The sequence below is a fragment of the Yoonia maritima genome (genome assembly GCF_003003285.1).
Taxonomy (GTDB): domain Bacteria; phylum Pseudomonadota; class Alphaproteobacteria; order Rhodobacterales; family Rhodobacteraceae; genus Yoonia; species Yoonia maritima.
Window position 1 is genome coordinate 72,782 of sequence record NZ_PVTP01000014.1, and the last position, 22,797, is coordinate 95,578.

24 protein-coding genes are annotated in these 22,797 nt (G+C 50.3%); 10 read left to right on the forward strand and 14 right to left on the reverse strand.

All coding sequences use genetic code 11. The features are described from left to right. Window positions 1-45: 45 nt before the first annotated feature. A complete protein-coding gene (locus CLV80_RS16645; protein ID WP_106359070.1) occupies window positions 46-690 on the reverse strand; it encodes a DsbA family oxidoreductase in 645 nt (214 codons plus the stop codon). 231 nt (window positions 691-921) lie between these two features. Between CLV80_RS16645 and CLV80_RS16650 the strand changes: the two genes are divergently transcribed. Then, complete coding sequence (locus CLV80_RS16650; protein WP_106359071.1) at window positions 922-1,545, forward strand: helix-turn-helix domain-containing protein; 624 nt, start codon at window positions 922-924, stop codon at window positions 1,543-1,545. A gap of 33 nt (window positions 1,546-1,578) precedes the next feature. Here the strand turns inward: CLV80_RS16650 and CLV80_RS16655 are convergent, their stop codons facing one another. Continuing rightward, window positions 1,579-3,396 carry an extracellular solute-binding protein gene (locus CLV80_RS16655; RefSeq protein WP_106359072.1) on the reverse strand — a complete coding sequence of 606 codons (1,818 nt, stop codon included), beginning with the start codon at window positions 3,394-3,396 and terminating at the stop codon, window positions 1,579-1,581. Between the two features lie 270 nt (window positions 3,397-3,666). Between CLV80_RS16655 and CLV80_RS16660 the strand changes: the two genes are divergently transcribed. Together CLV80_RS16660 and CLV80_RS16665 are read left to right on the forward strand one after the other, a co-directional pair. Further along, window positions 3,667-4,440 (forward strand): 3-hydroxybutyrate dehydrogenase, encoded by a 774-nt coding sequence (locus CLV80_RS16660; protein WP_106359073.1) that lies wholly within the window; start codon window positions 3,667-3,669, stop codon window positions 4,438-4,440. Next, on the forward strand, window positions 4,437-5,468 hold the full coding sequence (locus tag CLV80_RS16665) for a patatin-like phospholipase family protein (RefSeq protein WP_106359074.1): 1,032 nt from the start codon (window positions 4,437-4,439) through the stop codon (window positions 5,466-5,468). Before CLV80_RS16660 ends, CLV80_RS16665 begins: the two co-directional genes overlap by 4 nt. Here the strand turns inward: CLV80_RS16665 and CLV80_RS16670 are convergent. The 6 genes from CLV80_RS16670 to CLV80_RS16695 form a co-directional block, all read right to left on the reverse strand. Next, entirely contained in the window at window positions 5,461-6,063 is a 603-nt protein-coding gene (locus CLV80_RS16670) for a LysE/ArgO family amino acid transporter (RefSeq protein ID WP_106359075.1), read from the reverse strand. The two genes, CLV80_RS16665 and CLV80_RS16670, sit on opposite strands and share 8 nt — an antisense overlap. Beyond that, the gene (locus tag CLV80_RS16675) at window positions 6,064-6,792 is read right to left on the reverse strand and encodes a DUF502 domain-containing protein (RefSeq protein ID WP_106359076.1); all 729 of its coding nucleotides are present in this window, start codon (window positions 6,790-6,792) and stop codon (window positions 6,064-6,066) included. Between the two features lie 74 nt (window positions 6,793-6,866). After that, the gene (locus CLV80_RS16680) at window positions 6,867-7,781 is read right to left on the reverse strand and encodes a pseudouridine-5'-phosphate glycosidase (RefSeq protein WP_106359077.1); all 915 of its coding nucleotides are present in this window, start codon (window positions 7,779-7,781) and stop codon (window positions 6,867-6,869) included. Continuing rightward, complete coding sequence (locus tag CLV80_RS16685) at window positions 7,778-8,671, reverse strand: PfkB family carbohydrate kinase (RefSeq protein WP_106359078.1); 894 nt, start codon at window positions 8,669-8,671, stop codon at window positions 7,778-7,780. Before CLV80_RS16685 ends, CLV80_RS16680 begins: the two co-directional genes overlap by 4 nt. 42 nt (window positions 8,672-8,713) lie before the next feature. Then, entirely contained in the window at window positions 8,714-8,932 is a 219-nt protein-coding gene (locus tag CLV80_RS16690; RefSeq protein WP_106359079.1) for a DUF6500 family protein, read from the reverse strand. Continuing rightward, window positions 8,929-9,729: a DUF4198 domain-containing protein gene (locus tag CLV80_RS16695; protein WP_106359080.1), complete on the reverse strand. Its 801-nt coding sequence runs from the start codon at window positions 9,727-9,729 to the stop codon at window positions 8,929-8,931. Before CLV80_RS16695 ends, CLV80_RS16690 begins: the two co-directional genes overlap by 4 nt. A 55-nt stretch (window positions 9,730-9,784) precedes the next feature. Between CLV80_RS16695 and CLV80_RS16700 the strand changes: the two genes are divergently transcribed. From CLV80_RS16700 to CLV80_RS16715, 4 genes are all read left to right on the forward strand, one after another. Continuing rightward, window positions 9,785-11,071, forward strand: a complete 1,287-nt coding sequence (locus CLV80_RS16700) for a HupE/UreJ family protein (protein WP_106359102.1) — start codon at window positions 9,785-9,787, stop codon at window positions 11,069-11,071. Between the two features lie 197 nt (window positions 11,072-11,268). After that, on the forward strand, window positions 11,269-12,036 hold the full coding sequence (gene rpsB, locus CLV80_RS16705) for a 30S ribosomal protein S2 (protein ID WP_106359081.1): 768 nt from the start codon (window positions 11,269-11,271) through the stop codon (window positions 12,034-12,036). Between the two features lie 76 nt (window positions 12,037-12,112). Beyond that, entirely contained in the window at window positions 12,113-12,985 is an 873-nt protein-coding gene (tsf, locus tag CLV80_RS16710) for a translation elongation factor Ts (protein WP_106359082.1), read from the forward strand. Window positions 12,986-13,129: 144 nt separating this feature from the next. Continuing rightward, window positions 13,130-13,738, forward strand: coding sequence for a hypothetical protein (locus tag CLV80_RS16715; RefSeq protein WP_106359083.1), 609 nt, complete (start codon window positions 13,130-13,132; stop codon window positions 13,736-13,738). Window positions 13,739-14,094: 356 nt separating this feature from the next. Here CLV80_RS16715 and CLV80_RS16720 read toward each other — a convergent pair whose 3' ends face one another. From CLV80_RS16720 to CLV80_RS16735, 4 genes are all read right to left on the reverse strand, one after another. Further along, window positions 14,095-14,856 (reverse strand): LuxR family transcriptional regulator, encoded by a 762-nt coding sequence (locus tag CLV80_RS16720; protein ID WP_106359084.1) that lies wholly within the window; start codon window positions 14,854-14,856, stop codon window positions 14,095-14,097. Continuing rightward, the gene (gene aroQ, locus CLV80_RS16725) at window positions 14,853-15,299 is read right to left on the reverse strand and encodes a type II 3-dehydroquinate dehydratase (protein ID WP_106359103.1); all 447 of its coding nucleotides are present in this window, start codon (window positions 15,297-15,299) and stop codon (window positions 14,853-14,855) included. Before aroQ ends, CLV80_RS16720 begins: the two co-directional genes overlap by 4 nt. A 72-nt stretch (window positions 15,300-15,371) precedes the next feature. Then, on the reverse strand, window positions 15,372-16,328 hold the full coding sequence (locus tag CLV80_RS16730) for a hypothetical protein (RefSeq protein ID WP_106359085.1): 957 nt from the start codon (window positions 16,326-16,328) through the stop codon (window positions 15,372-15,374). A gap of 12 nt (window positions 16,329-16,340) precedes the next feature. Then, complete coding sequence (locus CLV80_RS16735; protein ID WP_133169789.1) at window positions 16,341-17,258, reverse strand: hypothetical protein; 918 nt, start codon at window positions 17,256-17,258, stop codon at window positions 16,341-16,343. Window positions 17,259-17,436: 178 nt separating this feature from the next. Between CLV80_RS16735 and CLV80_RS16740 the strand changes: the two genes are divergently transcribed. Then, window positions 17,437-18,603 (forward strand): nucleotide sugar dehydrogenase, encoded by a 1,167-nt coding sequence (locus CLV80_RS16740; protein ID WP_106359087.1) that lies wholly within the window; start codon window positions 17,437-17,439, stop codon window positions 18,601-18,603. Between the two features lie 5 nt (window positions 18,604-18,608). After that, window positions 18,609-19,619 (forward strand): GDP-mannose 4,6-dehydratase, encoded by a 1,011-nt coding sequence (locus tag CLV80_RS16745; protein ID WP_106359104.1) that lies wholly within the window; start codon window positions 18,609-18,611, stop codon window positions 19,617-19,619. Between the two features lie 356 nt (window positions 19,620-19,975). Here the strand turns inward: CLV80_RS16745 and CLV80_RS16750 are convergent, their stop codons facing one another. Both CLV80_RS16750 and CLV80_RS16755 read right to left on the reverse strand, forming a co-directional pair. Beyond that, a complete protein-coding gene (locus CLV80_RS16750; RefSeq protein ID WP_106359088.1) occupies window positions 19,976-20,881 on the reverse strand; it encodes a TniB family NTP-binding protein in 906 nt (301 codons plus the stop codon). Beyond that, window positions 20,878-22,248 (reverse strand): TnsB C-terminal domain-containing protein, encoded by a 1,371-nt coding sequence (locus tag CLV80_RS16755; protein WP_106359089.1) that lies wholly within the window; start codon window positions 22,246-22,248, stop codon window positions 20,878-20,880. Before CLV80_RS16755 ends, CLV80_RS16750 begins: the two co-directional genes overlap by 4 nt. Window positions 22,249-22,293: 45 nt before the next feature. Here CLV80_RS16755 and CLV80_RS16760 point away from each other — a divergent pair, with 45 nt between their 5' ends. Continuing rightward, a complete protein-coding gene (locus tag CLV80_RS16760) occupies window positions 22,294-22,767 on the forward strand; it encodes a recombinase family protein (protein WP_106359090.1) in 474 nt (157 codons plus the stop codon). Window positions 22,768-22,797 lie beyond the last annotated feature (30 nt).

Below are 22,797 nucleotides of genomic sequence, written 5' to 3' on the forward strand. Positions count from 1 at the left end.
CAACCTGATGCCTGTCGTTATTGTGCCAAGCTGGACGAGGAGCGTTCATGCGTCTTCTTCTAGCTTATCCATGATTTCGGTAATCACGCTGACCCAGGTTTCAGGCGGCTGCGCACCGGGGACCGCATGTTGCTGCGCCACGATAAATGTCGGTACAGAGTTCACACCCATCTTGCGGCTATGAGCATCGCGCGCGCGGATATCTTCGATGTCAGCATCAGAGCCAAGTAGCTTTGTGATTGTGGCAGCGTCCATTTCGGCTGTGTCCGCGATGTCCGCGAGGACTTCGTGGTTGCTGATATCGCGCCCATCAACGAAGTAGGCTTTGAACAACAAATCAACGACAAAGGTTTGTCGCTGCTCGATCCCCGCCCAGTGGATGAGGCGATGTGCGTCAATCGTGTTTGGGGTTGTTTTGATGGCGTCAAAATTGATCACAGCGCCGGTCTTTTCGGCATGTTCAACTACAGGTGCATATGCCTGTACGGCAGCATCTTTGCCGCCGAACTTTGCCTCAAGGTAAGCACGTCTGTCCATACCTTCGGCGGGCATGTCAGGGTTCAGCTGAAACGGGTGCCATTCCATGACAAATGGGTGATCCGGAAACTGAAGCAACGCCTTATCCAAGTTGGTCTTACCAATATAGCACCACGGGCAAATTGGATCGGAAATAATATCAAGTTTGACCATCTGGTTCTCCTGTCGCGTCGCAACGGTTAGCGGGGTGTCGACGGCTGAGCATTCCGTACGCTTCACACGTACCATTGTGTTTGTGATAGCACGTCAGTGAACAGGGGCCAGAGCCAATGCACATAAAGCACTGTGCAAAATAGCACATATTCACGTCGGACCTGTGCGTATGGTGCATCGAGGTAATCCTCGCAGTTGCAACAATTGCGCCCTCTGATTAAGACAGGCGTCATGACAGAACACGATCCACAAAGCCTTATCCGCGTTGCTCATGAAAACGGCGACAGCACAATTGCCCAGCCTCTTGATTTAGGGGCGCGTGTACGTGAATTGCGCAAGGCACGTGATTGGACATTGGAGCAGGCTGCCCAGCAAGCTGGCCTTGCGCGTTCGACGCTTTCCAAAATTGAAAATGGTCAGATGTCGCCAACCTATGATGCGCTGAAAAAGTTAGCTGTCGGGTTGGAAATATCGGTACCTCAATTGTTTACACCACCGTCAAAAGGACAAGTAAACGGCCGTATGGCTGTCACAAGGAACGGTGACGAAGGTACAAAGATCACAACCACCTACGAGCATGCGTTGCTGGCCGAAACTTTGACGACCAAAAAAATGTTGCCTTATCGCGCCCGTGTGCGGGCCCGTTCGATGGATGATTTCGACGGCTGGGTGCGCCATGACGGCGAGGAGTTTCTATACGTGCTAACGGGGCAAATTCGGCTTTACACTGAATTTTATGAGCCAATTGAACTTAGCCGTGGCGACAACGCGTACTACGATGCGTCGATGGGGCATAACGTCGTGTCGCTAAGCCAAGAAGACGCGACCATTTTATGGGTCACGTCCTTAAGTTAACCCCCCCCAGCCGCTTGGGCTGAGGGGAACGCTCTAGTCTTCAGAGTACCACCAAACGTCTGGCTGCCAGCCTGGCCAATCGCCAAAAATTGGCATTGCGTCGGGGAAATGAAGGTTTTTTGAATGCGCGATGCGGCTGATGTTCCACTGGTAGATAGGGATAACATAGCGCCCCGCGGTCAGTGACCGATCCAAGGCTTTCACAGCAGCGACAAAATCATCTTGGCTATCCGAGGTAAGAAGCCGACCAATCATCGCGTCCACTGCGGGTGATTTGACCCCCATCAGGTTACGGCCTCCGGTTTGATCGGCGTCTTCGGAACCGAAATAGTTAAACTGCTCGTTGCCGGGTGAGAGCGATACACCCCGACGATAGTAAACCATGTCGAATTGATAGGCGTCGGTGCGTTCTTTGAATTGCGCACTGTCGGCAACAGTTACTGTCGGGGTGACCCCAATACGTGACAGCGATTCAACATACATATCAATGATCGTCTGATTTTCAGTTGCTCCTTGATCAAGAAGGATATCGAATGTGAAGTCTTCACCGGCTTCGTTTTTCATGACGCCGTCTTGCACAGTCCAGCCGGCCGCTTCCATTTGATCCAACGCTGCTCGCGTCCCAGCGCGGTTCCGTTCGCTGCCATCTGCGACGGGTAGGCTGTAGCCTTCTAATGTGCCGGGGATCAGTTCATCGGCGAACGGTTCCAGAAATTCGCGCACACGCCCCTCGGCAGGACCATGCGACATGCTAAGCGGTGAGTTAGACCAGTATGAGGTGATCCGCGGCTGGACTGAGCCTGTTAGGGCTTGGTTGATGAATTCAAAATTAAACGCATGCAGCATTGCATCGCGCACGCGCCAATCAGCAAATATGGCTTTGCGGGTGTTCATCGCAAATCCTGTCATGCCAGAGGGGCGTTCATGGCCGAGAACCGATTTAATCACATCGCCATTTTGCACCGCCGGGAAATTGTACCACGTATCCCAACGCGCAACGTTGAATTCACGGTTTGAATTCACCTCACCAACCTTAAACGCCTCAAACGCGGCTGTTTCGTCACCAAAAAACTCAAGGCGTACTTCGTCGATATTGTTCGTGCCTACGCGGAAAGGCACATCAGCGCCCCAATAGTCTGGGTTGCGTTTTAGTGAAACAAAACGCCCCGGTTCAAAATCGTCGATGATGTAGGGGGCCGATGTGATTGGGACGATGTCTGTTGTGCTCTCGGCGAAATCAACGCCTTCCCATTGTGCCTTTTTCAAAATCGGACGCATCCCAGCAAGCAACGCCAGTTCGCGATCTTCGACGTTGAAGGTAAAGCGGACGGACCGGTCACCAGTTTGTTCCATGCTTTCGACCTTGGACCAGAACCCCAAATAGCGTGGGTGCCCAATCGTGCCCAGCGTTTCATAAGACCACATCACATCTTCGATTGTGAGAGGGCTACCATCGGAAAACGCCGTTCCTTCGCGCAGCGTGAATTCAACCCACTCGCGATTCGGTCCGGTTTCAACCGATTCGGCCAAAACACCATATAGAGAGAACGGTTCATCCAAGCTTCTACCCATAAAGCTTTCACCCATAAAGAAGCGTAATTGCCAAGGAACTGACCCTTTCCGGATGAATGGATTTAGGCTGTCAAAACTGCCGACTTCGGCGGTGACAATATGGCCGCCCGTCGGGGCATTTGCATTTGCATAGGGCAGGGACACAAAATCCGGTGGAAGGGCAGGATCGCCATACATAGCTATGCCATGTTGGGGTTCGGCGACCGCTGATGTGCCAGAGGCGATCAGCATTAAGGATGCTGTCAAACCTCGCCAGCTGCGATGAAAATGCGATGTCATAATTGTGATGCCCCGTTGGTTTGATTTGCTTATTAAAAATGATCGTAAAGCGGCTTTTGTGCGTTTTCAAACTTTTAGCTTGGAGCCGCGCAAGTGATTGCTTATAAAGGTGTCACTGCTCGATAGGTTTCTTGCCTGTATGAAACCTGCCTCAATAACTTTACGCCCGCCTTGTGCGGGCGTTTTTTTATTGGCTATTCTAACAATCGGTGGCCTTTGCAGTTGCAGCATGTAGACTGAGTCGTAACGCAACATGACGGAGCAGATTCCATGTCACTTTCAGGCAAAACCGCGATTATTACAGGGTCAAATTCGGGTATCGGACTGGGTGTTGCCCGCGAATTGGCTAAGGCAGGCATCAATGTGGTGCTAAATTCCTACACTGATACGGCCGAAGATCATGCTCTTGCTGCTGAAATCGCCCAAGAAACCGGGGTGAGTGCGCGTTACATTCAGGCCGACATGTCGAAGGGCGACGAATGTCGTCGGTTGATAGCGGATGCAGGCGGCTGTGATATTTTGGTGAATAATGCTGGTATTCAGCATGTCGCACCGGTCGAAGAATTTCCAGCGGGTAAGTGGGACGCGATCATCGCGATTAACCTTAGCTCTGCGTTTCATACAACTGCAGCGGCAATCACTGGTATGCGTGAAAAGGGCTGGGGGCGGATTATCAACATTGCATCCGCTCATGGACTGACGGCCTCACCGTATAAATCGGCCTATGTTGCAGCTAAACACGGGATTGTCGGTTTCACGAAAACAATAGGCCTTGAAACCGCGCAAGAACCCATCACATGCAACGCGATTTGTCCGGGTTATGTTCTGACCCCTTTGGTCGAGGCGCAGATCCCTGACACGATGAAGGAATACGACATGTCGCGTGAAGACGTGATCAAAAATGTCATGCTTGAACGGCAACCATCAAAAGAGTTTGCAACGACCGAACAGTTGGGCGGTACGGCTTTGTATCTTTGTTCGGATGCCGCGGCGCAAGTCACAGGCACCACTATTAGCGTTGATGGCGGTTGGACCGCACTGTGAAACGTATCAACCTTGCGCTTCAGGGCGGTGGTGCGCATGGCGCGTTCACTTGGGGGGTTTTATCGCGTCTTCTTGCGGAAGAAGATATTGAAATTGCGGCTATTTCGGGTACGTCGGCTGGTGCTTTGAATGCTGTTGCGTTGAAATCTGGTTGGGTCGATGGCGGCCGGCAGGGCGCGATTGATAACCTCGAATGGCTTTGGGGGCAGGTGGGTGCCGTTACGGACCCAAGCCTTTCTGACTGGATCGCGTCGCTTGCTCCTACCGCACATGTTTGGGCTAAGACACTAAAATACTCGCCGGCTTATGCGGCCTTTGATTTTACGACGCGTATGATGTCGCCCTACATTTACGGCCCGGCGCTTCGTAACCCATTAGAGGCGATCGTAAACAAATTCCATTACGATAAAATTTGCGGCGATGAAGGACCCGAGCTTTATATTTGCGCGACGAATGTTAGGTCTGGAAAAATACGTGTTTTCAATGACGTGGAAATCTGTCCTAATGTGATCATGGCATCTGCCTGCTTACCCACGATGTTTCAGGCAGTCGAATTTACAGATCCGAAAACAGGTAAAACAGAAGCATTCTGGGATGGTGGATACACTGGTAACCCAGCGTTATTCCCATTGTTTGAAAAACATCTGCCTAGCGACGTTTTAGTTGTGAACATCAACCCGCTTTACCGTGAAGATGTTCCAGAAGACGTACAGGGCATTCATAATCGGATAAACGAGATCAGTTTTAACAGTTCTTTACTACGTGAACTTCGCGCGATTGCGTTTGTGCAACGTCTGATCCGTGAAGGGTCCGTCCCCAAAGGTGCGATGAAAAGCGTCTTGGTGCATATGATCGCGGATGATGGTTTGATGAACGAACTCAACGTTGCAACCAAAACCATACCAACACCTGTCGTGCTGAGCCGCCTGCGGGAAGCGGGCGAAGCGGCGGCACATGCGTTTTTAGCGCAGCACAAGGGCGATTTGAACAATCACAGCACCGTGGATTTGGCCGACATGTTTAGCTAAGCAGCTTAAACGCCAAAAGCCACATTACGACACCGATGAGCACATCCAAGATTTGCCATGCTTTCGCGGATTGCATTACCGGCGCCAACAGTCGTGCACCGTAACCTAAGCTAAAGAAAAAGACAAAAGACGCCGTGATTGCGCCAATCCCAAAAACGGTTTTCTGGGCAACATCACCGTATTGGACCGATATCGCACCAATTAAACCGAGTGTGTCCAAATACACATGTGGGTTAAGCCACGTCAGCGCAGCAGCTGTGCCTAACGTTGCCCATAACCCCGCGGATTGCCCGGCGATTTGCATGGCGTATTCACCTTTGTAGGCCGCCCAAAGACGTATCGCACCATAAACGATCAGGAATGCGGCACCGCCCCATGTCATGATTTGCGGCAGAAGGGGGTACAGTTCAACGATCACGCCAAATCCTAGAACCCCAGCCGCTATTAAAAGCGCATCAGAACCCGCACATAAAAGGCAAAGTAGGAATACATGATTACGCGCTAAGCCTTGCCGCAATACAAATGCGTTCTGTGCGCCGATCGCTAAAATCAGGCTAAAGCCCGTGATAAATCCAGTAATTGAAGCGCTGAACACTTAGGCGTCACTTTCCACAACTTCGGGCGTTTGTTTTTTGTTGGGGTAGACAAGACCCGCCGAAATCACAAGCTTCGCGGCATCCTCGACAGTCATATCCAAAAACTTAACCTCGCTTTGAGGTAAGAACAGCAAAAATCCTGATGTCGGGTTAGGTGTCGTGGGGAGAAAAACGGTCACAACAGGTTCACCGTTTGATAGCTTGGCGTCGATCTCGCCTTTGGCATTAGTTGATACAAACGCAATTGCCCAAATACCCTTGCGTGGGTATTCGACCATACAAGCCTTATCAAACGACGTATCGCGTTGTGAAAACACGGTTTCGGCCAGCTGTTTTGCAGCGTTATAGATAGAGCGCACGACGGGCATGCGGTCAACAAACCGTTCACCGATGCGTATAAACGAACGCCCGATCAGCCCCTTGCCCGTCCAACCAACCATCACCGTGAAGATCAAAAAGATGAACACGCCAATGCCGCGTACGTTTACGGTAATTTCGTCACCCGGACCCCGATTTAGCAGTCGGTTAACAAGCTCTTCGGGGTGGTAAGCATCAGGAACAAAGGGCCAAACCCAGCTATCGATCCACCCGACAACAGTCCAAATCAGCCATAGGGTCAGCCCGATAGGCGCGACGATGATCAGCCCCGCTAAAAAATTACTGCGTAGGCCAGAAAATATCCGCAACTTGCCACGGCGCTTAGGGTCGTCAGGAGTCGCGTTGGTCATTTTACTATCTCAAATGTCTTTGATGCCACATCTATGTATTACCGGACCCAGCCACAACCTTATGGTGTGTGATGTTAGCCCAGTTTTACCATTTCGATGGCTATTTGTGCAGCTAGCCGCGCATTGTTTCGAACGAGCGCAATATTTGCAGTGAGTGACCGTCCTTCGGTCAGTTCGAAAATGCGTCCTAACAGGAATGGTGTGACAGCTTTTGCGCTGACACCCTGTTCATCCGCTTCTGCCAAGGCTTGCGCGATGATCGGGGCAAGCGTTTCTGCGGTAATCTGATCCGCTTGCGAAATAGGGTTGGCAACTAACTGTCCCCCCTTAAGCCCCATTGCCGTGCGCGTAGTTTGCGCGCGCGCGATGTCTTCGGCAGTGTCCATCCGCAATGGCGACGCAAGATCAGACGTGGCAGACCAAAAGGCGGGCAGCACATCTTGCCCATATGCGATGACAGGAACACCCAGCGTTTCGAGGACTTCAAATGTTTTTGGTAGATCAAGAATTGCCTTCGCCCCAGCGCCGACGACTGTGACAGGTGTTTGGGCCAGTTCTTGTAGGTCTGCCGAAATATCAAAGCTGAGTTCAGCGCCCCGATGAACGCCGCCAATTCCGCCTGTAGCAAATACATGAATATCCGCCAAATGCGCAGCGATCATGGTCGCCGCAACCGTTGTGGCACCCGTACCACCTGTTGCGATACAGGCAGCCATATCGGCACGCGATAGCTTTGCGACGTTTTCGGCTTGCCCAAGACTGTCCAATTGTTCAGGCTCAAGCCCAACATGAAGTAATCCGTCAATCACAGCAATCGTGGCGGGAACGGCGCCAGCCTTTCGTACATCGTCTTCTACAATACGGGCGGTTTCGACATTCTGTGGAAATGGCATTCCGTGAGTAATGATCGTGCTTTCGAGTGCAACAATCGGACGACCGTCCGCGCGCGCATGTGCAACTTCGGCGCTGTAATGAATTGGAATGGTCATAGTGGTGTTTCTCCGGATACGTATGTCGCTGCCGCGTTTAGTGCACGTGTCAAGGCCGCAGAGCGGTTCATGCCCTCGGACTCTGACGCTATATGTGCCGCCATAAATGTGTCGCCTGCGCCGGTCACACGCGTGACCATGACTGCAGGTGGGGTTTGTGTGATGATGTCGCCTTGTGTACCTTCTGATGCGGATTTGCCGCCATCTGTGACAAGCACGCGGTGCGCACCACGTTGAATCAACGCAGCGGCGGCGCTCGCGCTGTCGTCAAATTGCGTGTGGCACAGCAGCCCTGCCTCTTCGAGATTGACGTATAATGTTGCAGATGGATGGCCAAGAAGCGCCAATAACCGTTCCGCTTTGCCGGGTGATGCTGGCGCAACGCGTAGGTCTGCATGTTGGAACAAATTTGATCCTGCGATATCTTGCAAGAGCTCTTCGGTCAGATTGCCATCCAGTGCTACGGTGCCGCTATACGGCGCGTCAGCCGTACCAAGTGCACCGTTTGCCATAGCGCGCAAAATCTTATCGCCAGCGGCTTCTAGCGAATGCGCGTCAGCGATTGCGGCAATCAAACCATTTGCGCCTTCAACCGCCATATACACATCCGTGGGTAGATCTTCGGAGCGATAAATATGATCACAAACCATCCCCATGCGGGTGGCTTCTGCAACCAGTTCATCGCCCTCAGAATCGCGCCCAATTGCGGTAAGTAAGGCAGGGGTCATACCAAAACGCCGTAGAGTCATCGCAATGTTCATCGCAACGCCGCCCGGAAGCCGCGTAATGCGCCCCGGAACATCAGAACCTACACGCATTGAACTTGCCGTGCGTCCAATCACGTCCCAAAGGACCGAACCAATACAAAGAATGTCAGCTTGTTGTGTCATGCGCCCGTTCTGACCGAGCCGGGAGCGATGCGCAAGCGTCCGTCACAACCCATCCTGTACCATTTGACGGATTTTGACCGCCTTTTCAAAATGGTCTAATTTGTGGGTTTCGATCCACCAAGTTGCGGCCTCCATTAGCAATGCAGGATCATCGTTACGGTTCGCAAAGAATGCATAAAACGAAAGCCCAACACCTTCGCCCTTTTGTGCGATTTTTTGGTTGCAAACTGTGGTGACTTTTTGACGAAGGCGAGTTCTCATTCGGGGGTACCAAATGTCAGGTTTGCCCACAGCGTTTCCCAAACGGCACCAGTTTGTTCTTGCAATTCATCTGACGGTTCGCGCAACATAACTGCATCGACCATGTAGCTATTACCGCCCGTTATTGGAAAGGTTGCAATACCCTCATCATTCGTCTGAAAATACGAAACCTCAACAGTCCCATCGGGCGCTTTGTCAAAGACTTCGATCTGCACGTTTGCCCGCACGTCCTGATGATAAAACAACTGAACTGTGAAACCATTGTCCAAATCATCTGTATAGGGGTTCGTCAGAGCAACCAGTTCAGTTTCCAACCCTACACGGTGGTCTGTACCCGCAGCGCTTCCGACACCAATTAATGTCTTTGAATAACGTGAATATACCTCTTTGAAATTAGATTCGGGTAACTCACGTTCTCTTTGGCGGGTCAACACATCGCCAAAGTCTTTATGATCAACAAAGTTTTGAAATTTTTCCCAAGTCGCATAGTCGACGGTTGCATTACGCGCTTGGTAGGCAATGACGTTTAGCCCTTGCGCAACAGGTGCTTGGTTGAGTGCTGGTCGATCTCCGGCACGTCCACGAACACTCGCGCCAGTCCCGCCAGCGATGATTGCAAAATGTTCAAAACGTTGTGGAAAAAACACCTGATTGGTTCCCGCGAAATTCTGCCCATTGACAATATGTGCCTCAAGCGTACCGTCCGCAGCTATCTGATAAGCCGTTGGTTCAAGCCAGAACTCATGAGCGGTTGCAGGAACGGCCAACAATGAAAAGAGAAGAGCTAATATGCGCATAGGTGTTTCCTTATCCAACTTTGCAAGGGTTGTCTTTCATTCGCTGATGTCAAGCATGATCACAGTGATTGTGATGACTGGCACAGCCGCTCATGCGCATGAAGTCTTTCCAAGTATCTTAAATTTGCGCGCCGATGATGGCGTTGTCATGATTGAACTAGATGTTAATGCAGAGGCTATGCTGGCCGGTGTCGATTTAAATTCTGTCGAGGACACAGATACAGCAACCAATGCCGCAGACTACGACGCGTTGCGCGCGTTGTCACCGCAAGACATCGCAGATCGGTTTGATGCTTACTGGCCGCAATTTATCGAAAACTTTACGTTTTTGGTGGATGGAGCCCCGACAGTGCTAAATGATAATGGCACTATTGTTTATGGCGCCGAAGACGAAACGTCTGTGCGCTTGACCCGTCTTACGCTTGTCGGAACCTACCCAGAGGATGCTGAAACGTTTCAAATCGGTTGGGTGTCTGAATATGGCACATTGATTGTACGTCAGAATGACATTGAGAATGCCCCATATACAGGCACCTTGTCGGGCGGCGTGCTATCAGAACCGTTCTTGATTAATGGTGGATCAGCACAGTCTGGTTGGCATGTATTTGGGTCCTATATCCCGATTGGCTTTGATCATATCGTCCCCAAAGGTTTGGACCATATCCTATTTGTGCTTGGGCTGTTTTTCTTATCGGCGCGTATCCGACCTTTGTTGACGCAGGTATCGTTGTTCACATTGGCGCATACGCTGACGCTGGCATTAGCCGCCCTTGGATATGTGCGATTGCCCGGTAGCGTGGTTGAACCGCTTATTGCGGCGTCCATCGTGTTTGTCGCGCTCGAAAATATTTATGCAAAAGGGCTAAGCCGTTGGCGACCTGTTGTGGTGTTTGGGTTTGGGCTGCTTCACGGGCTTGGATTTGCCTCTGTTTTGGCCGAATTCGGACTGCCCGAAAATGCGTTTATCCCAGCGCTCATCGGGTTCAATGTCGGGGTCGAAGTTGGGCAGCTTGCGGTTATTGCCGTCATGTTCGTGTGTGTTTGGCAGGCGCTGCGCGTTGATCGCGGCGCAAATGAGGTAGGGCAGGGCTTTGCGCTCTATGCTGTCTTGCTCATTGCGGCGCTGGCACTTGCTGTTTTGAACCCTGCGCCGTTGCAAACTTTGATCGAAGGTCCCGTTTGGGTCTTCGCAGCGCCATTGGCTATGGTTTTTGCGTTATGCGCAGCATCCATCCATTTTCGTGATCGAGTTGATGCATATCGCCGTCTTGTTGCCATTCCTGCATCTGTCGCAATCGCGGCAGTCGGGGCGTATTGGTTCGTTGAACGGGTCTTTTTATAAGATATAATCTCGCTTTGTATAAAATACTCCCGCCGGAGGCAGCCAAAGGGTTGCGTCCGGCATAATCCCAAGTTAAAGCGCACGCACTTAATCCCGCAGGCGGGGGCGGGTCCAATGGGGAGAAATCCCAAAGGATCCACCGGTTGGGCATTTGCCTAATCCCCCGCTGAGGTTGAAACCGGAAAAGGAAAAAAGACATGGCTCTTCCTGAGTTCTCCATGCGCCAACTGCTTGAAGCAGGCGTACACTTTGGTCACCAGACCGCACGCTGGAACCCGAAAATGGGTCAGTACATCTACGGCTCTCGTAACGGCATCCACATCATGGACCTGACACAGACTGTTCCAATGTTGGACCAGGCTTTGCAAGTTATCCGTGACACAGTCGCGAAAGGCGGCCGCGTTCTTTTCGTAGGCACAAAGCGTCAAGCTGCAAAGCCAATCATGGAAGCTGCTGAGAAATCTGCGCAGTTCTACATGAACCACCGTTGGTTGGGCGGGACACTCACAAACTGGCAGACTGTTTCAAAGTCTATCAACCGCTTGAAAGCGATCGACGAAGCGTCTGCAGCAGGCTTTGCTGGCCTGACCAAGAAAGAACGTCTTGGTATGGAGCGTGAGCAAGGCAAACTAGAAGCATCACTTGGCGGTATCCGCGAAATGGGCGGCGTTCCTGACCTGATTTTCGTCATCGACGTCAACAAAGAAGATCTGGCCATCGCAGAAGCTAAGAAACTGGGCATCCCAGTTGTAGCTATTGTTGATACCAACTGTTCACCTGACGGCGTAGACTACGTCATTCCAGGTAACGATGACGCGGCACGTGCCATCGCGCTTTACACCGATCTGGCTGCACGTGCAGCGCTTGACGGTATGTCCGCTCAGCTGGGTGCAGCTGGCGTTGACATGGGCGCAATGGAAGAGTTCGCAGAAGAAGTTGTTGCTGAAGAAGCAGCTGCTGAGTAAGCGTCACAAAACGGTCGGGTAGGGGGCTTATTCCCCCCTCCCGCAGATCAATGAATTCCGTTTAAGGAGAAGTAACATGGCAATCACCGCTGCAATGGTGAAAGAACTGCGCGACAGTACTGGCGCAGGCATGATGGACGCGAAAAAAGCGCTGACTGAAACTGCTGGCGACATGGAAGCTGCGGTTGATTGGCTGCGCACCAAAGGTCTTGCAAAAGCGGCTAAGAAATCCGGCCGTACGGCTGCTGAAGGTCTTGTGGCTGTTGCTGTCAAAGACGGCAAAGGGATCGCTGTTGAAGTGAACTCTGAAACCGACTTTGTTGGTAAAAATGCTGACTTCCAGAAAATGGTTTCCGGCATCGCAAACGTTGCTTTGGGTGTGTCTGACGTTGACGCGCTGAAGGCTGCTGACATGGACGGTAAGTCTGTTGAGCAGACTGTAACTGACGCAGTTGCTGTTATCGGCGAAAACATGTCTGTGCGTCGCATGGCTGCTCTCGAAGGTGCATCTGTTGTTAACTATGTGCACAACGCAGCGGCGCCTGGTATGGGCAACATCGGTGTTCTAGTTGCCTTGAATGGCGACAATGCAGAATTCGGCCGTCAGGTTGCTATGCACATCGCTGCTGCAAACCCTGCAGCACTTTCAGAAGCTGATCTTGACCCCGCTGTTGTTGAAAAAGAAAAGCAGGTTCAAATCGATATCGCACGTGAATCTGGCAAGCCAGAAGCTGTGATCGAAAAGATGATCGTTGGCCGTATGAAGAAATACATGGCTGAAATCACTTTGCTGAACCAACAGTTCGTTGTGAACCCAGACCTGACAGTTGCAGATGCAGCCAAAGAAGCTGGCGTTGAAATCACTGGCTACGCCCGTCTAGAAGTTGGCGAAGGTGTCGAAAAAGTCGAAGAAGATTTCGCTGCAGAAGTTGCAAAATTGAACGGCTAACCACGCGCTTACTATCGTTTTAAGATGGGGCTCGCTGATACATCAGCGAGCCCCATTTGTCTGTTTGCCATGAAGTTATAGGGGGTTCATCAGAGTTTAGATGTACAATTATAAGCTGCAATCAGACGCAACTATAATGATATTATGACGACAACTTCGGCTACCGTCATTGACGACAATAACCAATATTCTTGGGATAGCATCGAAACTTACTATGATACGTCTGGCCAAATCGCAGATCGTGTAACCGTTTATGATAACGGTGTGGAAAAGACTGATTCCTACAGCGACGATGTTCGTACGCAAACGGTAAAAGAGGATGTGCTCGATAATGTCAGTTGGGATAACATCGTCTTTAATTACGACGATAACGGAAATGTCGCGAACGCGACCACGCTCTATGATAACGGCACTTCGCGTCAAGCCCTCTATGAAGATGGAGCATTGTCTTTGGTTGTTAGACTGGACGCCGATGATGGAACGGATGGCGTGTTTAACTGGGCCGCAAAAATGGATGCATATGCACCCGACGGTTCATTGTTGATTTCGGCAACCGAACTTGATGGTGGTGATGAAATATACCTTCTGTATCAAGATGGTGAGCAGCAAACACGAATTGAGAACGATGTCGATGGTAGCGATCCATGGTTGATGGAAGTAACTGAGTATGGCGGCGCTGAGCCGGTGATCACACAATATGATGATTACGACGATATCCCTGACGCGTATCTTGAATTTTTCCCAATGTGTTAGCCGTTTAAAAAAGGACGCGGCACCGTGCTCGGGAAAAGACACGGTGCCGCTATGATTTATGCACGTCCAATTTCGGGACGAGACGCGCAATCATCAGGGGGTGCTGATGCCCAAAGGCAAACCCAAGACATCAGCGTCCGGATAACCGGCACGAACTGCAGGGCCTTGAAATCGCAAGGGTCCAATTCGCTGTTCCCAGGCCTAAGGCCACCACTCACGGAACCTCTGCAGTGTGTCAAATGACGTAGCGTTACGAAAGTCAGGTAATCCTGACCTCGCGTAGCATTGTATTTTTTGCCGTTAGGTCAAAAGCAACAAAATGTCTTGGTTTTTCGCAGGTGAGACAGATGGAATTGCTAAGGTTCGACGTCCATTACAAACATTTGATTGTAGAACGCTGCCTTGAGTACAGCTTGTGCCGTTGTTTCGACATCCAAAGCTTCTCTTGCGAGTCTGAGGTGTTTTTCGACAGTCGCTGGCGTGAGCTCAAGCAGAACTGCGATGTCTTGCGTTGTTTTACCGTCACCAACCCACTGCAGTACCTCGCGCTGCCGTTTAGTCAGGTGGCGTTCGCCAGTGTAGGGCAGGGTAAGCAATTTTAGATGCATGACATTGTTCATGACAATGATTTCGTCACCATGCTTTGCCCAAGTCTGCTCAACGGTATCTTGCGTAATCCCTGGCTTTGCAGTGAGTGCGATAGCGGCCTTTGTACGTTCGGAAATAGATCGAAAGCTGACGGTATAACCCGCCGTTACTTTCATTTTTCGATTGAATTCCATCACACGTAATTCACTAGGCGTGAGGTTATCAATCCGGCCCATATCCATCATCCAGCGCCAACTGCAAGCACCGTCGTTGGCAAGAGCCCACTTGAGCATAGGCGCATGGTAGTAATAGCCTTCGTCAAAGAAGACCTTCATGTATTCTGGTGTTTGGGATGATAGCAGTACCCAATCCTGCGGATCACCTAACGAACTTGATGTGCGGTAACGGGTGTAACCATACATCAGCCGGTCAAACCCATAATTTTCCATGTGCTCGGTGTGAAGTTTCCACAACTCCTCCACAGAGCTTGCGTTGGTCAACCGTGATAGCTGATCAACGAGGCTTCTCATGCAGAATCACCTAAATATTCGTTCAATGCTTGCATCGCGAGCGGATAACCTGCAGCACCAAATCCACATATTTGGCCAATACAAACCTTGGATATATACGATGTTTGTCTGAACGCTTCTCGCGCATGAATGTTTGATAAGTGTAATTCAATCACTGGCAGCATAATGCTTGAGATTGCATCCATGAGCGCGACAGAAGAGTGTGTGTATGCGCCCGCATTTAAAATGATGCCAGCGTGCTTTCCGCGCGCGTCATGCATCAAATCAATCATGACACCTTCATGGTTGCTTTGTTCGAACACCATGTCAACGCCAAGCGCGTTCGCCTTTGCTGTGCATAGGTCTTCGACATCTTTTAATGTCGTCGTGCCGTACACTTCAGGTTGACGTGTGCCAAGCAGGTTCAAATTCGGGCCGTTCAGGATAAGAAAAGATCGTTTCATAAGCATCCTTTACCACCTTTAACCCACTGGTCAAAAGGGAAATATATCAAATAGTTCCCACTATTCCTATAGCTAGGAAAATAGGGGGTCGGACTTAACAATCGTTACAGCCGGGTCATTCCCAAGGCGCGCAATGTCGTTCTCGTACAGATTAGAAAGATGTTTGCGCTCCCAGTCGCTCCAAGGGTCAAACCCGGCGTTCTCGGCGTTGCGTGGGAACTGTTCTTGAATGTTGCGAATTTGCCCCGCGGCCTCTGCAATACCAACGGATAAAATGAGGTTTTGGATTTCACTCATTGCCCGTGCTGACGCGGATGGCCGTCGTCGGTCATCCTTTGGTGTTTTGAATTTAGTTATGTCGATATTTGGTCCTGCAAGATTTCGAATAATTTGATTAGCCATGTTGGGGTCATCACGAAAGTCCTCGAATTTCCAAATATAGATCTTGGCCTCGGGGAAGTATTTTTGAACCTGCGTGATCACACCGTTCCAGCCCAAAAGGTTATTCATAACACGATCAACCATGACATTTGGAAAAATCACAGTTGGGCTGATGGCTCGTAAAGATCTGATGTATTCGACATAGGCTGCGGCGTAAAAATCGGGATAGTTTCTTACCGCGAGATGAACCTCGCGCACGGTAAACGGAATTTCGCGGGCCGTAACGCTCATGAATGCGTCACGGAAACGATATAGTGCGCCGCGTTTTGCGCAGTGTCCGCAATGCCCAGCAAGGTTCTCGTCGCTTAGGATCAGTCTTTCTGGATTTCGTTCTTTGAGAGGTTCGAAGAACGCCGATGTCAGATCGCGAAGCTCCGCGGCTTCGATGATGTCATTACGTTTGATGCCAAGATTTAGATAACTGTTTTCTTGGCAGGGGACGGTAAACTGCTTTCGCATAACGCGGTGATGTACATAGTGAACACCGCGTTTGTCCATAAAACCTTGGTTTCGGTGGAGAATCCGCTGCAGATACGTCGATGCTGTTTTGTGAAACCCACCATGAAGGACTGTGTAAGGCTCGGTCATGCTCACCTACCGTTACTGCAATGATCGTTTGTACCGGCGGAAACTCGATCGGACCAGATTTGCCATTTGCTCTCGGCCGTTATCAGCGTAGTATTTCTGGAGTGATCCTGCGTACCAAGGCAGGTTGCGCCGCCCACGGTACAGTTGATAGAACATCTGCGGTGTGATTTCGCCAAACAAGCCTTCATGCATTAACGGTTTTAATGCGTCGATTTTACGAAGAAATACAGCGGATTTATGATTTGAAAACCAGCACTTATAAGGTGTAACATTGTGACCTGCGATACGTTCAAAATGTTTGTGATCGGGGGCGAAATAAGGATCGTAGAACACGCTGATCGGGCCACATTCGTTCAGGATTCCTTTTGCATCACTGAGTGGCAGGGTCCAATCTTGGCGACGTCCAATCCAATATCTTTCTTCCCACGGGACTAAATTTGCATCGAGCGTAGTTTGCGGATTGAACGCCAATACATGTGACCCTGGAACCAATGACGCAAACACGAGCGCCGCGAATGCACCCATTGAAGCGCCGGCAAACACGACGCGATCGTATCCGTCAAAAAAACCGGAGGCCGCGAGTTCTTGCATACGTGCGATCAAAGCCGGATCGCGATACCATAGCTTGCCATGAGCAAAGACCCCAAGATGAGAGATGCTTTGGTCTTTGGCATATTTGAACCCCCAAGGTACACGTTCGGGGCTGTCGTCGGAAACATTGGAAAGATTATCAAAGCTGACCAACAACACTGGTCGTAGGCGCTTTACAAACATGATTGAGTGACGCGTTCCTTTTTCAAAGAACCCTTCGCCTGTTCCACCGGGAGCAAGCTCTGCAAACCATAAAGGTTGTGCTATTTTATCACCCTTGGTTTTTTTGCCATCAACGCGGGCTTCATCCGTATTTTCATTGTTTTTGTCGTCGGTCATGGTGCCTCGGCCGATTTTGTACTTGTTTGTCCTACCGTTTTCAGAAGAACAATAAAACTCATTGTTTTGCAGCGGTCGGGTTAGATCAACATGAATACTGACTTGACAGCCAACGGTAGACTGCAAAAAAAACATAGTGAACTTGACCCGATCCAAAATGACTAAGAGGAAATCAATAATGAAAATCGCAGTCGCAGGGTTGGGGTACGTTGGCTTATCGAATGCCGTACTTTTGGCGCAAAATCATACGGTTGTTGCCATTGATATCGATGAGCAGCGCGTTTCACATGTGAATTCACGTATTTCGTCTATTGAAGACGCCGATATCACGACATTTTTAGCGACTAAAAAACTCGACTTATCGGCGACATCGGATCCGCAGACTGCTTACAGTGGCGCTGATTTCATCATTATTGCCACCCCGACAAACTATGATCCACACACGAACCATTTTGACACTTCAAGCGTTGAGGCCGTTGCGGGGCAAGCGCATGCAATCGCGCCACAAGCTGTCATCGTGATCAAATCTACGGTTCCTGTTGATTTTACCATGGGGCTGCGTTCAGAGCTTGGCTATGAAAATGTCATTTTCTCGCCTGAATTTCTGCGCGAGGGCAGGGCACTTTATGATAACTTACATCCATCTCGTATTGTGGTTGGCGCACATAGCGATGACGCGCGGCGCTTCGCGGACTTGCTTGTTGAGGGAGCCGTGAAAAAGGACATGCCCGTTCTTTTTACTGATGCAACAGAAGCTGAAGCTATTAAACTGTTTTCAAACACATTTTTAGCGATGCGTGTTGCGTATTTTAACGAGCTCGACAGCTACGCCATCGCACATGGCCTAAACCCCCGAGAGGTCATTGAGGGGGTCAGCCTCGATCCACGTGTCGGAACCCACTACAACAATCCATCTTTCGGCTACGGAGGATACTGTCTACCTAAAGATACCAAACAATTACTGGCCAATTATGATCAAGTGCCGCAAAATCTGATTAGCGCAATTGTGCAGTCAAACAGAACCCGCAAGGATTTCATCGCAGATCAGATAATTGCGAAAAAGCCCAAAGTTGTTGGCGTCTACCGCTTGGTGATGAAGGCAGGCTCTAGTAACTTCAGGGACAGCTCTATTCAGGGTATCATGAAGCGTATAAAAGCGAAGGGCATAGAGTGTATCGTGTACGAACCCGTACTTGATGATGATCAGTTCTTTAACAGCCACGTGATTAGGGATTTAGGGGCATTTAAAGCCGATGCCGACTTGATCCTTGCGAACCGCCAGTCCGATGAACTGTCTGATGTGTCGGACAAAGTCTTTACCCGTGATTTATTTGAGGTTGATTGATGAAAATGCAAACGGTTCTTGTTACTGGTGCCGCTGGGTTTATCGGTTTTCACCTTTCACAGCTTCTACTGAGCGAAGGTTTTAAAGTTGTTGGTTTTGATAGTCACAATGACTATTACGACCCACAACTTAAAGCCGCTCGCGAGGCGCAACTGTTAGAGCACGCGAACTACGAAAGTGTTAAGGGTAGGGTAGAAGAATCTGGGCTGCTGATGGGTTTGTTTGAAACTCATAAATTTGACGCTGCTGTGCATCTCGCAGCCCAAGCCGGCGTACGGTACTCGATCGAAAATCCGCGTGCTTATACCGAGGCTAACCTGATGGGGAGCTTTGAATTGCTCGAGGCAGCGCGCGCGCATCCGCCAAAACATTTACTTATGGCTTCAACCAGTTCGGTTTATGGCGCAAACACGCAAATGCCGTATCGAGAGACAGATCAGGTCGATCATCAAATGTCGTACTACGCCGCGACCAAAAAAGCATCCGAGTCCATGTCACACAGCTATGCGCATCTGTTTGATCTACCGGTGACGATGTTTCGGTTCTTTACTGTCTATGGCCCGTGGGGTCGTCCAGATATGGCACCATATCTGTTCACAAGTGCGATCATGGGCGCAAATCCAATCAAGGTATTCAACCATGGCGACATGCAACGCGACTTTACGTTTGTGCTTGATCTCGTGCGCGGCATCCGTCTTTTGATCGACGCTATTCCAGAGCGACCTCAAGACGGAAAAGTTCCTGACGGCGACAGCCTTTCTCCTGTGGCGCCGTGGCGCGTGGTTAATGTTGGCAATGGTGAAAGCGTGCAACTAATGGATTTCATCAGTGCAATTGAACGTGCGTCAAACCACACCGCACAAAAGCAAATGCTCCCGATGCAGGCAGGCGACGTCCCGGCAACTTGGGCCGACAACAGCTTGTTGCAAAAATTAACCGGCTACGCACCACAAACGAGTGTAGAAGACGGAATTGCGCAATACGTATCGTGGCATAGGTCATACTACGACGTTTAATACACGGTATGCTGTCTAGCTTAGCTGTCAGCAATGCAACATAATACTGATTATGCGATTTTTCTGTGTAGCCTGGTGCGCGTGTCGGAATCCTTAAATAATGGGACTGAATTAATGGGACTCCTTCCCCTTTAGTATCAACCACATAAGAATTCCTGTAATTTAAACGATTTAAACGCCTCATACGGTGAAAACCTCATTGTACAGGATCTGCTGGCAAGTCTAGCGCCTCAGAGACAGCGCAGAATGGACACGCCGTAATTTCCTGAGCGTTTGCATGTGTAGCGAACTTCCGCTTTCCACCCTTATTGCGAACGCAAAGCGGCGTGATCGGAAGAGACAGCTTTTACAGGCATCTAGTACCAATTGGCTGGAAACCGTAAGAGGAGTTGATCAAGCTCGGCATTTTGCTCAGTCTCAAGTTCAGCTCGCAGTTCTTGGAATGTCGGGTCCCTACCCCACTGCCCTTGCCGCAATCCTTTGATCGAAAATAGGTTAACCCGGTTCTTCAGTAGCGATGCCATTAGGCCATGCGTTTTCCGGAGCTTGGGGTCTCGCGAGAGCGAGCTGCCGTCTCGCACCGGACACCACCTTTCAAAGCCTTCAAGAAACTCGATGAAGTCGTCGTCGTTGGAGGTCCATTCATGGTACTGAAGCTGCACCGCCCGTCCTAACGTCTGTTCATCTTCCATGGCCCAACGCCAAATGTTAGGCGGGCCGGTCAGGACAACACGCACGTCATATTTCGAAATGAGGTGGTGAACATAATTCTGGTAGGCAATCTTTTGATGCTTCATAAAGCTATGAGTTCGATGGAAATCTTCTAGGATGACCAATTTGGTTTGAAGGTGGCCAATGAGTTCTAATGTCTTTGGGTAGGAACTCTTACGTGTCATTGCACCGTAACCGGGAACCGCAAGTACCGATCGCATACTGTCGCAATAGTCGATGATTTCACCATTAGGATGGATGTGCTCATTGATAACGGGGATCACTGACTTGCCCGTCTTATCTTGGGTGAAAGGAGGGTTTTGGGCAATGAATTCCTCAATCAGCCACGTCAAACCCATTCCCGACGGCGCAGTCATGAAGACCAATCGTTCTGCACTAGGACTCGGATTCTGCATGAGCTCATGCAGGTAGCGTTTGAAACCAAGACGGGCCTCAGTTTGGAAAACCACCTTAGACCGGATGTAGGCGATCCTTTCGGTGTTGGAGCCTTGCGACATGTCGGGAAAAGTTTGGTAAGGCGAGCTTCTCATGACTGATTTCTCCACCTTTGTTGTGTCTCGTAATCCCTTAAGTTTCTTATGTCTTTGCCGCCTGAGAGTCGTGATCCAAACTTTCCATTTTTAGCCCGGTTACGCTGCTTTGCCTCATGGAGGATTTGCTTCTGAAAATCATGGGCAAGAGCTGGGTCTGGCGCGCTTAGGTTTCGATTTAGGCGCTCATCACGATCCCGATTAATTCGCTTCCAATCGTCGAGGGAGAGCGGATAACGCGGGTACTTTTCACTCTTCGCGTCATAATAAGTCTCATCATCTGCGCTGATATGGATGTTCCGAATGTCGGTAGGGTCGTATTTGACATTAACGTTCTGAACACCGCAGTTTTTCATCTTTTGAAGAGCATCGCAGCGATAGAACATGCCAAATATTTCCAAGCCTTCCCGCTGAATCTTGCGTTGTTCAAATGGCAGAAAGTCGAGCCGGAAACGATGTGGATCCAGTGGGAGTCGTGGTATTGCACCGCTCTCCTGCCAGCTGACATTCCACATGTTGAGTGGCGTCGTCAGTAAACGGCGTTTCTTGTCGCAGACATATTCCCTGAGCATGAAGTTGAGGATAAGTCTTTCGATATCAAGTAGCGTAAGCCGCGCCTGTTTCTCCGGCTGATATGTCCCCTTCGCTCCGACGTTTGAAAATGTTGTCCCTGGCAAGGTTTGGACAAACCCTTGGATCGTACCGATGAACCTTTCGACATGCCCGCCCAAGTGTGGTTGCGCAATTGGCCTAAAGATGTGTTCGATGCCATATTGGTCGAGACCGCGATTGAACGCTTTCGACTTCAGGTCCGCTCCATTGTCGCTGCTGATGGTCTGAGGTATGCCATACACTGGCCATTCGTGAGGAATGCCAAGAACGGCCAAGTATTCAGTCTTTGGAAATACAGAGCGGTGAAATGCCATCATGAGGTTCACTGCAGATGGAGCGTCCATCGACAAGAATATTCCTGTCGGCATGCGAGTCGCCAGATCAATTAGGGTCGTCAGGTATGGTCGACCGATGCATTCACCGGTTTCGAGATCGACTACCATGACATCCAACTTGGTGTGGTCTACCTGAACCACCGAAAGAGGGTCCTTCACCTCATACCGGCCCTTCACAATCTGAAAATCCTGACGTGCAGCTTGGCTGCCCTCTCGTTTTTGCGTAACAAGTCGATCTGGTAGGGTGACAATCCGACACTTGAGCGCAGACATCGAAACAGTATGGAGGCCCTGCCCTGCAAGCTTACTGTTTATGAATTTCAGAACTCGGCTCAGTTTGATCCTATTTCGCGTTAGGAATTCATGGCGAATGGATCTCTCGATGATTGCTTCATGTGCATCGCTGAGCCGTGTACTCATCAATTTAGGACCAGGTCGACGTCTTAGCAGCGCAGCAGCGCGATCATGTTTGCGCGCGCGTGCCAGCCACCTGTACGTGATGGACGTGCCGAACTAGAGACTATCTTGGAGTTCTTGCGCGAGGGCGATGAATTGGTCGTCCAACGACTCGACCGGCTTGGTAGATCTACGCGGGATGTACTGAATTTAATTCACGAATTAGATACTAAGGGTGCCTCACTTCGCATCTTGGAACCTGAGGTCACGACTGCGGGAGATTTGGGCCGAATGGTTGTAACTGTGCTCGGTATGGTAGCCGACATGGAATTGAAGTTCATCCGCGATAGACAGCGTGCGGGAATCGACGCCGCGAAAGACAGAGGCGTTTATCGAGGTAGACAAAAGCGTGTGGACGACAAAAAAATCCGAGAACTTGCTAAGGACGGTCATTCGAAAGCTCAGATCGCGCGCGACCTCGGCGTTTCCCGTATGACTGTATATCGTGCCCTCGACCCGCGTGTTATTCGCGAAGATACCTAAGATATCAAACGTGGTATCACAGTGCGCTCC

What these genes read in the sequence shown, in the direction of transcription:
- CLV80_RS16745 (WP_106359104.1), top strand. Translation starts at nt 18,609, where the DNA reads ATGCAAACGGTTCTTGTTACTGGTGCCGCTGGGTTTATCGGTTTTCAC.
- CLV80_RS16700 (WP_106359102.1), top strand. Translation starts at nt 9,785, where the DNA reads ATGATCACAGTGATTGTGATGACTGGCACAGCCGCTCATGCGCATGAA.
- CLV80_RS16650 (WP_106359071.1), top strand. Translation starts at nt 922, where the DNA reads ATGACAGAACACGATCCACAAAGCCTTATCCGCGTTGCTCATGAAAAC.
- CLV80_RS16760 (WP_106359090.1), top strand. Translation starts at nt 22,294, where the DNA reads ATGTTTGCGCGCGCGTGCCAGCCACCTGTACGTGATGGACGTGCCGAA.
- CLV80_RS16720 (WP_106359084.1), bottom strand. Translation starts at nt 14,856, where the DNA reads ATGAGAAGCCTCGTTGATCAGCTATCACGGTTGACCAACGCAAGCTCT.
- CLV80_RS16685 (WP_106359078.1), bottom strand. Translation starts at nt 8,671, where the DNA reads ATGACACAACAAGCTGACATTCTTTGTATTGGTTCGGTCCTTTGGGAC.
- rpsB (WP_106359081.1), top strand. Translation starts at nt 11,269, where the DNA reads ATGGCTCTTCCTGAGTTCTCCATGCGCCAACTGCTTGAAGCAGGCGTA.
- CLV80_RS16645 (WP_106359070.1), bottom strand. Translation starts at nt 690, where the DNA reads ATGGTCAAACTTGATATTATTTCCGATCCAATTTGCCCGTGGTGCTAT.
- CLV80_RS16675 (WP_106359076.1), bottom strand. Translation starts at nt 6,792, where the DNA reads ATGACCAACGCGACTCCTGACGACCCTAAGCGCCGTGGCAAGTTGCGG.
- CLV80_RS16655 (WP_106359072.1), bottom strand. Translation starts at nt 3,396, where the DNA reads ATGACATCGCATTTTCATCGCAGCTGGCGAGGTTTGACAGCATCCTTA.
- CLV80_RS16730 (WP_106359085.1), bottom strand. Translation starts at nt 16,328, where the DNA reads ATGACCGAGCCTTACACAGTCCTTCATGGTGGGTTTCACAAAACAGCA.
- CLV80_RS16750 (WP_106359088.1), bottom strand. Translation starts at nt 20,881, where the DNA reads ATGAGAAGCTCGCCTTACCAAACTTTTCCCGACATGTCGCAAGGCTCC.
- CLV80_RS16695 (WP_106359080.1), bottom strand. Translation starts at nt 9,729, where the DNA reads ATGCGCATATTAGCTCTTCTCTTTTCATTGTTGGCCGTTCCTGCAACC.
- CLV80_RS16755 (WP_106359089.1), bottom strand. Translation starts at nt 22,248, where the DNA reads ATGAGTACACGGCTCAGCGATGCACATGAAGCAATCATCGAGAGATCC.
- CLV80_RS16690 (WP_106359079.1), bottom strand. Translation starts at nt 8,932, where the DNA reads ATGAGAACTCGCCTTCGTCAAAAAGTCACCACAGTTTGCAACCAAAAA.
- CLV80_RS16660 (WP_106359073.1), top strand. Translation starts at nt 3,667, where the DNA reads ATGTCACTTTCAGGCAAAACCGCGATTATTACAGGGTCAAATTCGGGT.
- CLV80_RS16715 (WP_106359083.1), top strand. Translation starts at nt 13,130, where the DNA reads ATGACGACAACTTCGGCTACCGTCATTGACGACAATAACCAATATTCT.
- aroQ (WP_106359103.1), bottom strand. Translation starts at nt 15,299, where the DNA reads ATGAAACGATCTTTTCTTATCCTGAACGGCCCGAATTTGAACCTGCTT.
- CLV80_RS16680 (WP_106359077.1), bottom strand. Translation starts at nt 7,781, where the DNA reads ATGACCATTCCAATTCATTACAGCGCCGAAGTTGCACATGCGCGCGCG.
- CLV80_RS16740 (WP_106359087.1), top strand. Translation starts at nt 17,437, where the DNA reads ATGAAAATCGCAGTCGCAGGGTTGGGGTACGTTGGCTTATCGAATGCC.
- tsf (WP_106359082.1), top strand. Translation starts at nt 12,113, where the DNA reads ATGGCAATCACCGCTGCAATGGTGAAAGAACTGCGCGACAGTACTGGC.
- CLV80_RS16735 (WP_133169789.1), bottom strand. Translation starts at nt 17,258, where the DNA reads ATGACCGACGACAAAAACAATGAAAATACGGATGAAGCCCGCGTTGAT.